An 11,800-nucleotide genomic window follows, 5' to 3' on the forward strand; every position below is an offset into this window, starting at 1 on the left:
TCGCGCGGCGGCGGTTTCGGGGGTTGAGGAATGAAACGGGGTCTAGTCGTTGACGATTCGGCGGTGATCCGCATGGTCTCCGGCCGTATTTTGGGGCTGTTGCATTTCCAGAGCGTCGAAGCCGACAATGGCGCCAAGGCGCTGCAAATCTGCGAACAGCAGATGCCCGAGGTCATCCTGCTCGACAGCAGCATGCCGAGCGCCGATCCGCTGGAGCTTCTGCGCGCGATTCGCCGCCTGCCGGGCGGCGACACGACGAAGATCATCTTTTGCGCGACGGAAAATGATCCGATGGTGATTGGCCGCGTCTTGCGCGCCGGCGCCGACGACGTGTTGTTCAAACCGTTCGATCGTCGCGGCATGCAGGAAAAATTCGAGGACGTTGGTCTGGTCGCCTGACGTCCTTTCCTCCCAAAGGCCTCTTGCCGCCCGGGCGCCTCCGGGCTGAAATGGTCTGAAACACAGGGAGGTTTTGATGGCCAAGGCGATGATCGTGCAACCCGGCGGCGGATTTGACCGGGTGATTCTGAGCGAGCGCGACGCCAATCCGCCAGCGGCTGGCGAAATCACCGTGCGCCTGCACGCCAATTCCCTCAATTATCACGATTACGCCGTGGTCAGCGGCATGTGGGGGCCGAGCGAGCCGCGCATTCCCATGGCCGACGGCGCGGGATTGGTCACGGCGGTCGGGGCAGGGGTCACGGAATTCGCGGTCGGCGACGCCGTCGTCAGCGCTTTTTTCCCCGGTTGGAACGACGGCGCGCCGCCTTTCGCCGATTTCGCCACCGTTCCGGGCGACGGACAGGACGGCTACGCCCGCGAAATCGTCACTGCGCCGGTTGGCGCCTTCACCCATGCGCCGAAGAATTTCTCCCATGCGGAATCCGCCGCGCTGACCACAGCCGGCCTGACCGCGTGGCGGGCCCTGCATGATGACGGCGGCCTCAAGGCGGGTGAGACGGTTCTGGTGCAGGGCACGGGCGGCGTCTCCATTTTTGCGTTGCAATTCGCCAAAATGGCCGGCGCGACGGTCATCGCCACCTCTTCGAGCGCTGAAAAGCTGGCGAAACTCGAAGCGCTTGGCGCGGATCATCTGATCGACTATCGCAAAAATCCGAACTGGGCCGAAATCGCGCGCGGGTTTACGGGCGGACGCGGGGTCGACCATGTCATAGATGTCGGCGGCCCCGGCACGCTGGAGCAATCCATGATCGCGGCGCGGCTTGGCGGGCATATCGCGCTGATCGGCATTCTCAGCGGGCTCTCGGGCGAGTTCTCGATGATCACGGCCTTGCTGAAGCAGTTGCAGCTCAAGGGCGTTCTGGTCGGCAGCCGGCGCCAGCAGGCCGACATGGTCCGCGCGATCGACGCCAATGGCATGAAGCCGGTGATTGACCGGGCCTTTCCGCTGGAGGACATCGTCGCCGCCTTCCAATATCAGGAGAGCAACCGGCATTTCGGCAAGATCTGCCTGGAATTCTGAGGGTTCAACGAAAAAGCCCCGCTTTCAACGGCGGGGTTCGATCATTTCAGCGGAACGGACGAGTCAGACGATACGGCTGAATGCGGCGAGCGAGGAAGTTGTTTCATCTGGGACGCCACGTTTTCTGCTCCTCGTGACCACAGAATTTAACCGTCGCTTCTGCGACCTTGAACTCCTGCTGCGCGCGCATAGGCGCGACGCGTGTGATTCCTGATCGGCGCCTTGAAGAATTCGAGGAAGCAATAGGCCGCTTTCTCGCCGCCGGCGGCGATGACGGCGGGAACTCGGTCGACCGTGATGAGTGCGGGCTGGTTCATCCTACCCTTGCAATCCGATAGGAACACCACTCGTTTTTTCGATCACCCCAAATCCGTTTTGGAACAGCGAGAATTCAAACTCTGGGGGATCGGCAGGCATGCCGCCATGTTTACGAATAAAGGCGATGATTGGCGAAGGATCGGCGAGGACATGTTCCTCAAATATTTCGAGCGCGCGCATAATCCGGTTTGACCGCATCGAAGCTTGCACTGATGTCCCCGCAGTCGAAATTCCCCCTGCCGGCGAGAACACCCGATTACCGAACTGAATGAAGCTTGATATCCCGGCAGAGCGAAGTTTCTTGCGGTCTTCGCTTGTGTGCGAGGTTCCTCCGGAAAGGCCAATGATGCCCTTAATTTCGAGAAAGAGCTGATCGTTTGGCCAATTCGAGATCGCAATTTGCGCTAGCTTGTCATCCTCAAACGTCTCGTGCGTTCCAATGTCCAGGAGATAGGCGCGATCCGCGCGAAACATGACGAACAGAAGTGGACCACCGCGTTCCACAAAGCCATCTATCTCGACATTAGTAGAAAGGTGCAGGTGATGGATTCCCCACTCATTCAACAGCATGTCGAGGTGCTGAAGTCGGCGTAAGTTTTTCTTGTTTGGCTTGTCCGGCAGCACGAAACCGCTGCGAACTCGGCGGCTAAGATATCTAGATAAATCGTTGCCTTGCTCGATAGCGTCAATGATCTGCAAAACAGCGCCAGATCGTTCGGCCGCGACGGTATTCTGGTCGAATTGGGTCGAACGCATCAGCTTACGCGGCTCAGATGAAATCAGTCGGCCCTGCCAGTTGAAAAACAGCGCGAGAAGCTCGCCCGGATGTTTGTTGCGGAGCGCGGTCACAACGGCGGCGTCCGATGTGTCATGGGGAAGCGCCTTAATCACCCAGTCGACGACAGTTTCAGCTAACGTCAAGTCCATCTCCATTGAATATGACAAATGGCACCAACATATGCGAATGGCTCAATCGGAAGTTGGAACAAGGCTTGCGATGAACGAGACAGAAAAACCCCGCTGGAAGGCGGGGTTTTTGGTTGTCTCAAATTCGTGCCAGATGATTCAGGCGGTGATGCGCTCGTCGGCGTCGGAAGGCTCGCGCAGCACATAGCCACGGCCCCAGACGGTTTCGATGTAATTGCGGCCGTCGCTGGCGTTGGCGAGCTTCTTGCGCAATTTGCAGATGAAGACGTCGATGATCTTCAGTTCCGGCTCATCCATGCCGCCATAAAGGTGGTTGAGGAACATTTCCTTGGTGAGCGTGGTGCCCTTGCGGAGCGAGAGCAGCTCCAGCATCTGATATTCCTTGCCGGTCAGGTGCACGCGGGCGCCGCCGACCTCGACGGTCTTCTGGTCGAGATTGACGACAAGATCGCCGGTGGCGATGACCGACTGGGCGTGGCCCTTGGAGCGGCGGACGATGGCGTGGATGCGCGCGACCAGTTCGTCCTTGTGGAAGGGCTTGGTCAGATAGTCGTCGGCGCCGAAGCCGAGACCCTTCACTTTGTCTTCGATGCCCGCGAGACCCGAGAGGATCAGGATCGGCGTCTTGACCTTGGCGACGCGCAGGGTGCGCAGCACTTCATAGCCAGACATGTCGGGTAGGTTGAGGTCGAGCAAAATGATGTCGTAATCATAAAGCTTGCCGAGATCGATGCCCTCTTCACCGAGGTCGGTCGTATAAACGTTGAAATTCTCGGACTTGAGCATCAATTCGATGCTCTGCGCGGTTGCGCTGTCGTCTTCGATCAATAATACGCGCATGTGAAGTCCTCACCCCGCCCCCAAGGATTGCGACGCCGGCCGAAACCGCCGCCGGGCTAGCGGCATGCCATCAGCCCAAGACGAGCGCCCACGCAAATCATTATGAAAAACGCTTAATACCGAATGGTTAACAAAGAGTGATTCCCTCTGGCAAGGGCATTCGGCGTCGTTTTCCCTATGGTTGCGTAAACTCCTCGACTGCAACGAAAAAACAATTGTGGAAAGGCGGTCGGCCAGCCGTTCGCTGGCGCAGGCGCGCCCCGCCATTCCCGTTTCGGCGCCCCGGTCGGCGCGTGGGCGGGAACTTTGATAAGGAGTGTTAAGCATGGGGGTTAACGAAGCCTTACAGGCGTCCCGGCTTTTACCGCATCTCGCAACAAATTTGGCGAAACAGTGGGATTTCGCGTTTTCCGGTAAGGAAACGGCAACCTCCATACGGCAATCTCCGGCTGTCTCGCGGAATTTACGTCACGTGGTTGAAAGAGTCTTTCAACCTGCGTCCTTGGAGTTTGTTGTGATGAAGTCGCGAGATACGCTCGTCCGTCTCAAGCGTTTCCAGGTGGAGGAAAAGCGCCGCCGCCTGACGCAGATCGAAATGATGATCGCGGAATTCAATCGCATGGCGGCGGAGCTCGAACGCGAGATCGCCACCGAGGAGCAGAAGTCCGGGGTCAAGGACACGACCCATTACGCCTATTCGACCTATGCCCGCGCGGCCCGCACGCGCCGCGAGAATCTGCTGCACTCGGCCGACGAGCTGAAGGGTCAGCTCGAAGAGGCCCGGGTCCTGTTCGATCAGGCCAATGAGGAGCTGACCAAAGCGCAGGTGCTGGAAGGCCGCGAAAAGACCTCCGTGCTGGGCGACCTGTCCCGCGACGTCCCGGAATTTGGGAACCTGCGCGGCGCGCGCGCCTGAACCCTCCGCCTCCGCCAGCCGCCGGCCCAATCCGGGCTTGCGCTTGACGCCCGCCTGTAGCAAAGGATGCGCAGGCTGGCGCGGCGAATCGTCCGGGGCCGTTCGAGCATTGCAGGGCCCGGATGGATTTCATCAAACGCAATCTCGACTATATCTGGCCTGCGCTTGGATTTGTCGCCGTCGTGGCGTCATTTTGGCTGCTGTTCCAGGAATTTCGGGGCCAGTCGCTTGGGCCGCAGCTGATCGCCGCCTTCAAGGCGATTCCGCTGTCGCATTATTTCCTGTCCCTCTGCGCGACCGTCGTGGCCTATATCGCTCTGGCCTTTTACGACTGGATAGCGCTGCTGCATCTGGGCGTGCGCCACATTTCCTGGCGCTTCATCACGCTCTGCTCCTTCACCACCTACGCCCTGTCGCACAACATCGGCGCCTCCGTGGTGTCCGGGGCCATGGTGCGCTATCGCGGCTATACTTCGAAGGGGCTCAACACCGCGCAGATCGCGGTGCTGGTGGCGCTGTGCTCGCTGACTTTCCTGCTGGGCGAAGTCCTGGTCGGCGGCGTGGCCTTGCTGGTCCGGCCCCAGGCGCTCGCCCAGCTTGACGACATCCTGCCGGCGTTCCTGACCCACGCCTCGACGGCGCGGACGATCGGTTTCGCCTGTCTCGGCCTCATCGCGCTTTACGTTGTCGGCTCGCTGCTGCGGTTGCCGTCGCTGACCCTTCGCGGCGCGCGAATCGCCTATCCGAAATGGGATATCGTGTTGCGGCAGCTGGTCGCGGCGCCAGCGGAAATTCTCGGCGCGGCGGGCATCATCTATTTCGCCTTGCCGGAGCAGGGCAACCCCGGCTTTCTCGTCGTCGTCGCGGTGTTCATCTTTTCATTTTCCGCGGCGCTCGCCTCCAATGCGCCCGGCGGACTCGGCGTGTTCGAACTGGTGTTCCTGAAAAGCATGCCCGGGGCGCCGCATGACGGCGTGCTGGCGGCCCTGCTGCTGTTCCGCCTGCTTTATCTGCTGATCCCGCTCGTCATTGCGATTTTCGTCGTCCTGGCTTTCGAACGGCGGCGGCTCGCCGAGGCGATCGAGCACCATCATCACCTTGCCGAGGAAAAGGCCGGAAGCCGGAACCAGCCGCAGGGGAGTTCGGAAGCCAGGCCCCACGGAAAGTCCCAGTAAAAGGGGGCAAGCCGCAATAAAAAACGCCGGCTGTCAGGCCGGCGTCCGGGGTTTTTCAGAGCGCGCTCCGATTACATCCGATATTGTTGCAAGCGGGTCGTGCGCAGCCCGGCGAGGCCGTGCTGATCGATCGACATCTGCCAGGACAGGAACTCATCCACGGTCAGGGTATAGCGGCTGCAGGCTTCTTCGAGCGAAAGCAGCCCGCCTCGGACGGCGGCGACAACTTCCGCCTTGCGTCGGATCACCCACCGCTTGGTCGAGGGCGGGGGCAGGTCGGCGATGGTCAACGGACTGCCATCGGGACCGATGACATATTTGACCCTCGGACGGTGGGGCTCGGTCATGCTTGATACTCACGTTACGCGGAGAACCCTGACTAGGATTTCAAGCTAACGCGAGGGACTTAAAAAACGGCTAAGCAAATCACTCGGAAATGAGCGATAAATGCTTGTTTGAACGGGGGTTTCTTGCCAAATTCTTAGCGAATTGGCTAAAATGTTCTGGATCGGAACAGGCAGGAAGTTCGCGTTAACCATTTTCCACGTCGGAGGGCTTGCGCCAAACGCGTTGAAAAACGAGGCCGGACGGCTTATTGAAGGTAGATCAGGCGGAGCGCGCCAAAAAGGGGAAGCCCGGCGCGGTTCGCGCGCCGCTTCTCCGCCGCCCCGAGGGACGGCACAGCCCACGGGCCAGACCTGTATCCATGGACGTCGCAGCGAACCATCTCAATAGTCTCGACTTGCCCGGCGCGCCCGAGCAATGCCGCGTGGTCGTGGCCATGTCTGGCGGCGTCGATTCCTCCGTGGTCGCGGCCTTGCTCAAGGAGCAGGGCTATGACGTCGTCGGCGTCACCATGCAACTCTATGACCAGGGCGAGGCCGAGCATCGCCCGGGCTCCTGCTGCGCGGGCCAGGATATTTTCGACGCCCGGCAGGCGGCGTCCCGCCTCGGCATTCCGCATTATGTGCTGGATTACGAGACGCGCTTCCGCGCCAAGGTGATCGACGCCTTCGCGCAATCCTACGCCGACGGGGAGACGCCGATCCCCTGCGTGACCTGCAACCAGCAGATCAAGTTCACGGATCTGTTCGACATGGCCCGCGACCTTGGCGCGGATGCGCTGGCGACCGGCCATTACATCGCCTCGCGCGCCGATGGCGCAGGGCGCGCGCTCTATCGCGCCAAGGATTCCGACCGCGACCAGAGCTATTTCCTTTTCGCCACGACGCGCGAACAATTGCAAATGCTGCGCTTCCCGCTCGGCGAGATGAGCAAGCCCGAAGTGCGCGAACATGCGCGCCGTTTCGGTCTCGCCATCGCCGACAAGCCGGACAGCCAGGACATTTGCTTCGTGCCGACCGGACGCTACAGCGACATTGTCGAGCGGCTGGCCCCGCAGGCCGCCGCGCCGGGCGAGATCGTCCATGTCGACGGCCGCGTGCTCGGCCGCCATTCCGGCGTGATGCATTACACCATCGGGCAAAGGCGCGGCCTCGGGCTGGGGTCGGCCGGCGCGAGCGCGGGCGAGCCGCTCTATGTGGTCAAGATCGACGCCGCCAAGGCGCGCGTCACAGTTGGGCCGCGCTCGGCGCTGGCGACCAAGCAGGTGGCGTTGCGCGACGTCAACTGGATTGGCCCCGGCGCGCTGGAAGACGTGGCGGCTGCGGGCCTCGAGATCGCCGTGCGGGTGCGCTCGACGCGCCCTCCGGTCCCGGCCGTGCTGGAGAGCCGCAACGGCGAGATCTGCGTTGAATTCGTCGATGACGAAAGCGGCGTCGCGCCGGGTCAGGCCTGCGTGTTTTACGAAAACGCCGAGCCGCGCGCCCGCGTGCTCGGCGGCGGCTTCATCCGCAGCACGCAAGCGGCGACCATGGCCGTGGAGCCGCTTTCGCGCGCGGCCAGCGCATGACGGAAGCGCGCCGCGAAATCGCGCAGCTGGAAAATGCGCATGTCGAGGAGGCCTATGCCCGCTGGGCGCCGGTCTATGATCTGGCCTTCACGGCGGTCATGGCGCCCGGCCGGCGCGCGGCCGTCGCCGCGGCGCAGCGGCGGGGTGGCTTGATTCTCGATGTCGGCGTCGGCACCGGGCTCGAACTGCCGATGTTCGACCCCGACGTTTCGGTGGTCGGCGTCGACCTGTCGGAGCCGATGCTGCGCCGCGCCCAGATGCGGGCGGCCAATGAAAAGCTGTTGCAGGTGGCCGGTCTTTGCGTGATGGACGCCACCCGGCTGGCCTTTCCCGCCGCTCATTTCGATGCCGTCGTCGCGCCCTATGTGCTGACGGTTGTTCCCGATCCCGCCGCGACGCTGGACGAGTTGGCGCGCGTGGTGAAGCCGGGTGGCGAGATCGTGCTGGTCAATCATGTCGGCGCCGAATCGGGGCCGATCGCCTGGGCCGAAAGCTGGCTCGGCAAGAAATCCGCCTCGCTCGGCTGGCGGCCGGAATTTCCCTGGGCGATTCTGGGCGACTGGATCGCCGCGCGCTCCGATATGCGCCTCGTCGAGCGCCGCAAGATCGCGCCGCTGGGGCTTTTCACGCTCGCTCGGATCGAGCGGATTAATTAGCCGCGCATTCCTTGACAATGGCGGCGGCGGCGGACTATAGACCGCCCACTTGAGACGCGGCCTTGCCGCGCTTCGGGGACTTGAGACGCGGCTTTGCCGCGTTTCGGGGGCGGAGTAGCTCAGCCGGCTAGAGCAGAGGAATCATAATCCTTGTGTCGGGGGTTCGAGTCCCTCCTCCGCTACCATCGTTCCCCCGATGGCGCAGAATGCTCGCGCCTGCGGCGTCCGGGTTAAAAATCACAAATTTTATTATCCCGTTGAGCCTCGCCGCCGTTGGAAATGCGTGTCGGCTGTCGCGCCAACCGGAGTCAGCGCGACCCCGATCGGGCGCTGGCGGTCAGAATTCGCGGCCGATGCGCGCGTCGAGCGAATAAGCGCCGCCGCCGCGAATGACATAGCTCAGGGCGACGATCCCCCAGAACAGCGGATATTCGAAGCCGCCATTGGTCCAGAAGAAGCCGGCGCCGAGATGGACGCTCAGTACTGCCGCGCCCATAAGGCCGACGACCAGCGCCGCGACTGGCCGGGTCAGCAGGCCCAGCGCAAGAAAAAGGCCGCCGAAGAATTCAATCAGGCCGGCGACCAGCGCGAGGGAGGCAGGCAGGCCGAGCTTGGCCGCGAAGAATTGGCCGGTCGCCTCAAGTCCATAGCCGCCGAACAGGCCGAACAATTTCTGCGCGCCATGGGGCATCAAAAGGAGGCCGGCGGTCACGCGGACCATGGGATCGGCGTAAGGCGTGAGCGCCCTGGTCAGCGCGCCGACCGCCGGGATGAGAGGACGCGGGGAGGAAAGGGCTGCAACGGTCATGGGTTCTGCTCCTGGTTGGGTTCGGACGACCTCGTCCGTTGCAAACAGGATCGCGCCATCGCTAGGCGGAAACAATTATGCAAAAAATGACATGACTGTTTTATCATAGCGAATAATTCTCGATCAGGCGACTATTCAATGAGAAGAAACAGTCATGTCATAAATGGCTCAATTATCTCCGATCTTCAGAAGCCGTAGATTTTCACGGCAAACGAATTCGGAGGTTTCCAATGTCCAACATTCTCGCGATCCACAGCAGCCTTTCGAGCGAAAACTCCATCTCCAATCAGCTGGTCGACCAGACTGTCGCCGCCCTTCAGCAGAGCGCGCCGCATAGTCACGTTGTCCTGCGCGATCTCGCCGCTTCGTCGATCCCGCACCTCGACGCCGACGCTCTGGCGGGCATTCGCGGCGAGCCCGCCAGCGAAGCGCAGGCGGCTGCGCGCGCGCTTTCGGAAAAGCTGGTGAGCGAACTCAAGGCGGCAGATGTCCTGGTGATCGGCGCTCCGATGTATAATTTCGGCATTCCGACCTCGCTCAAGGCCTGGTTCGACTATGTCCTGCACCCCGGAATCACGTTCCAATATAGCTCGGCCGGCCCCAAAGGCCTGCTCACGGGCAAGCGCGCCATCGTCGTTCTCAGCCGCGGCGGGTTCTTCTCGGACGGCCCGGCCAAATCCATGGATTCTCAGGAGCCGCATCTGCGTACCTTGCTTTGGTTCATGGGCATAACGGACGTCACTTTCATTCTGGCGGAGCGTCTGGCATCGGGCGCGCAGGCACAGGAAGCGGCGTTGTCGTCGGCGGCGGGACAGATTTCGCAGGCCGTGGAAAATCTGAAGGCCGCGGCCTGACCGGGCGCGTCAAAGCGCACGACAGAGGGAGACTCACATGGGAATGCTGGTCGAAGGCGCCTGGCGCGACATCTGGTACGACACCGCCTCGACGGGCGGCCAGTTCCAGCGGCCAGCGACGCAATTCCGCAACGCCCTTTCGCCGGAGGGGCCGTTCAAGCCCGAAGCCGGGCGCTATCATCTCTATGTGTCCTGGGCCTGTCCCTGGGCGCATCGCACGCTGATCTATCGCAAGCTCAAGGGGCTCGAACAGGCGATCGGCGTAACCTATGTCGAGCCGCTGATGCTCGAAGACGGCTGGACGCTGGCGGAAGGCGCCGACAGCGTCAACGGCGCCCGCTTTCTCTGGGAGGTCTATGCCAAGGCGGACCCACATTATACCGGACGCGTGACGGTGCCGGTGCTGTGGGACCGCGAGCGCAAAACCATCGTCAATAATGAATCCGCCGAAATCATCCGGATGCTGGACACCTGGCCGGGCGCGGGTGGGCCGCTGCTTCGCCCGCCGGAGCTGGCGGTGGAAATCGACGCGCTGAATGATATGATCTATCCCGCCATCAACAACGGGGTTTATCGCGCCGGCTTCGCCACCAGCCAGGCGGCCTATGACGAGGCCTTCGATCAGCTGTTTGCGGCGCTCGACGCGCTGGAGCTTCGGTTGAAGGACCGGGCCTTTCTGCTGGGCGACAGGCCGACGGAGGCCGACTGGCGCCTGTTCACGACGCTGATCCGCTTCGACGCCGTCTATGTCGGGCATTTCAAATGCAATCGGCGGCGGATCGCGGATTATCCCGAGCTATGGGATTACACCCGCGCGCTCTACCAGGCTCCCGGAATCGCCGAAACCGTCCGCTTCGACCAGATCAAGGCCCATTATTACGGCAGCCATCGGACGATCAACCCGACCGGGATCATCCCCAAAGGCCCTGATTTCGACCTGCTGGCGCCAGCCCGCCGCGCCGCCTGAAGCGGGCTTCAGACATGTGCGATCGGCAGGCCCTCGTCCCAATAGGGCTCCTTGCCGATCGACTTTGACAGGTGCTCGACGAAGCTGCGGACCTTGAGGACATCGACGCGCCCGGGCGGCATGACCGCAAACAGGCCGGGTTCGACAGCGCGCCATTCAGGCAGGATGGGAAGCAGGGCGCCTGACCGCAGCGCCTCATGGGCGATGAAGGTCGGCGCGAGCATGACGCCCAAGCCATCCGCCGCCGCCTGGACGAGTACGTCGCCATTGTTGCTGTGCAGCCGGCCGCTAACGCGAATATCCGCATTCACGCCTTCGCGGACAAAGCTCCAGACATTCTGTCGCGCGAGATAATCATAGACGAGACAGTCGTGCCGGGTCAGGTCTTGCGGCTGATCTGGTCTGCCCCTGCTTTCGAGGTAGGAGGGCGAGGCGCACACGACCATCCGCGCGGGGGCGAGGCGGCGCGCCGTCAGGCTGGAATCGGCGAGATTGCGGATGCGGATCGCGACGTCATAGCCCTCGTCGACAATATTGATCACCCGGTCGTCGAGCGTGAGGTCGACGCTGACCTCTGGATGCTGGAGCAGGAAAGCGTCGATGATCGGGCCGAGATGACGGATGCCGAAGGACATTGGCGCATTGACGCGCAAGTTTCCGCGCGGGATCGCCGTCGCCGAGCGGATATCCTGCTCGGCGCTTTCCAGCAGGCCGAACATGGTCTCGGCCGCCGCCAGCAGTTTGTGGCCGGCCTCGGTGAGGCTCATCGACCGCGTCGTGCGATTGATCAGCTTCACGCCCAGCTCGGCTTCGAGGTCGGCTATGCGCTTGCTCGCCATGGCGCGGGAAATGCCGAGCTTGTCCGAACCACGCGCGAAATTGCCGAGTGTCGCTATGGCGACGAAAGTCCGGAGGGCGTCAAGGTCGCGGATCATGCTCGCCTC

The 11,800-nt window shown here is 62.2% G+C and carries 14 protein-coding genes and 1 tRNA gene; 9 read left to right on the plus strand and 6 right to left on the minus strand.

From position 1 onward, the window contains the following. The first annotated feature begins 30 nt into the window (after window positions 1-30). Window positions 31-399 carry a response regulator gene (locus QZ409_RS19560; protein ID WP_296714702.1) on the plus strand — a complete coding sequence of 123 codons (369 nt, stop codon included), beginning with the start codon at window positions 31-33 and terminating at the stop codon, window positions 397-399. Between the two features lie 76 nt (window positions 400-475). Next, window positions 476-1,483 (plus strand): NAD(P)-dependent alcohol dehydrogenase, encoded by a 1,008-nt coding sequence (locus QZ409_RS19565; protein ID WP_296714704.1) that lies wholly within the window; start codon window positions 476-478, stop codon window positions 1,481-1,483. A 146-nt stretch (window positions 1,484-1,629) separates the two neighbouring features. Here QZ409_RS19565 and QZ409_RS19570 read toward each other — a convergent pair whose 3' ends face one another. From QZ409_RS19570 to QZ409_RS19580, 3 genes are all read right to left on the minus strand, one after another. Beyond that, on the minus strand, window positions 1,630-1,800 hold the full coding sequence (locus tag QZ409_RS19570) for a hypothetical protein (protein WP_296714708.1): 171 nt from the start codon (window positions 1,798-1,800) through the stop codon (window positions 1,630-1,632). A gap of 1 nt (window position 1,801) precedes the next feature. Beyond that, window positions 1,802-2,722 (minus strand): hypothetical protein, encoded by a 921-nt coding sequence (locus tag QZ409_RS19575; RefSeq protein WP_296714710.1) that lies wholly within the window; start codon window positions 2,720-2,722, stop codon window positions 1,802-1,804. A gap of 144 nt (window positions 2,723-2,866) precedes the next feature. Beyond that, the gene (locus QZ409_RS19580) at window positions 2,867-3,568 is read right to left on the minus strand and encodes a response regulator transcription factor (protein ID WP_283367717.1); all 702 of its coding nucleotides are present in this window, start codon (window positions 3,566-3,568) and stop codon (window positions 2,867-2,869) included. A 517-nt stretch (window positions 3,569-4,085) separates the two neighbouring features. On the opposite strand from QZ409_RS19580, the gene QZ409_RS19585 reads away from it, so the two are divergent. Both QZ409_RS19585 and QZ409_RS19590 read left to right on the plus strand, forming a co-directional pair. Continuing rightward, window positions 4,086-4,484 carry a flagellar export protein FliJ gene (locus tag QZ409_RS19585; RefSeq protein ID WP_296714715.1) on the plus strand — a complete coding sequence of 133 codons (399 nt, stop codon included), beginning with the start codon at window positions 4,086-4,088 and terminating at the stop codon, window positions 4,482-4,484. 131 nt (window positions 4,485-4,615) lie between these two features. Then, the gene (locus tag QZ409_RS19590) at window positions 4,616-5,659 is read left to right on the plus strand and encodes a UPF0104 family protein (RefSeq protein WP_296714834.1); all 1,044 of its coding nucleotides are present in this window, start codon (window positions 4,616-4,618) and stop codon (window positions 5,657-5,659) included. A 71-nt stretch (window positions 5,660-5,730) separates the two neighbouring features. Here QZ409_RS19590 and QZ409_RS19595 read toward each other — a convergent pair whose 3' ends face one another. Further along, entirely contained in the window at window positions 5,731-6,006 is a 276-nt protein-coding gene (locus QZ409_RS19595; RefSeq protein ID WP_243066288.1) for a DUF1153 domain-containing protein, read from the minus strand. Between the two features lie 359 nt (window positions 6,007-6,365). Here QZ409_RS19595 and mnmA point away from each other — a divergent pair, with 359 nt between their 5' ends. The 3 genes from mnmA (at window position 6,366) to QZ409_RS19610 (ending at window position 8,412) form a co-directional block, all read left to right on the plus strand. Beyond that, window positions 6,366-7,571: a tRNA 2-thiouridine(34) synthase MnmA gene (mnmA, locus tag QZ409_RS19600; protein ID WP_296714720.1), complete on the plus strand. Its 1,206-nt coding sequence runs from the start codon at window positions 6,366-6,368 to the stop codon at window positions 7,569-7,571. Beyond that, window positions 7,568-8,227 (plus strand): class I SAM-dependent methyltransferase, encoded by a 660-nt coding sequence (locus tag QZ409_RS19605; protein ID WP_296714724.1) that lies wholly within the window; start codon window positions 7,568-7,570, stop codon window positions 8,225-8,227. Before mnmA ends, QZ409_RS19605 begins: the two co-directional genes overlap by 4 nt. Window positions 8,228-8,335: 108 nt before the next feature. After that, window positions 8,336-8,412: transfer RNA gene (locus QZ409_RS19610), tRNA-Met, on the plus strand. A 152-nt stretch (window positions 8,413-8,564) separates the two neighbouring features. Here the strand turns inward: QZ409_RS19610 and QZ409_RS19615 are convergent. Next, a complete protein-coding gene (locus tag QZ409_RS19615) occupies window positions 8,565-9,035 on the minus strand; it encodes a DoxX family protein (RefSeq protein ID WP_296714728.1) in 471 nt (156 codons plus the stop codon). Window positions 9,036-9,265: 230 nt separating this feature from the next. Between QZ409_RS19615 and QZ409_RS19620 the strand changes: the two genes are divergently transcribed. Both QZ409_RS19620 and QZ409_RS19625 read left to right on the plus strand, forming a co-directional pair. Further along, window positions 9,266-9,889 (plus strand): NAD(P)H-dependent oxidoreductase, encoded by a 624-nt coding sequence (locus QZ409_RS19620; protein ID WP_296714730.1) that lies wholly within the window; start codon window positions 9,266-9,268, stop codon window positions 9,887-9,889. A gap of 37 nt (window positions 9,890-9,926) precedes the next feature. Further along, window positions 9,927-10,856, plus strand: a complete 930-nt coding sequence (locus QZ409_RS19625; RefSeq protein WP_296714734.1) for a glutathione S-transferase family protein — start codon at window positions 9,927-9,929, stop codon at window positions 10,854-10,856. 8 nt (window positions 10,857-10,864) lie between these two features. Here QZ409_RS19625 and QZ409_RS19630 read toward each other — a convergent pair whose 3' ends face one another. Beyond that, window positions 10,865-11,791 (minus strand): LysR family transcriptional regulator, encoded by a 927-nt coding sequence (locus QZ409_RS19630; protein WP_296714737.1) that lies wholly within the window; start codon window positions 11,789-11,791, stop codon window positions 10,865-10,867. Window positions 11,792-11,800: the final 9 nt, after the last annotated feature.

Origin of the sequence: Rhodoblastus sp. (genome assembly GCF_019449565.1) — a bacterium.
GTDB lineage: Bacteria > Pseudomonadota > Alphaproteobacteria > Rhizobiales > Beijerinckiaceae > Rhodoblastus.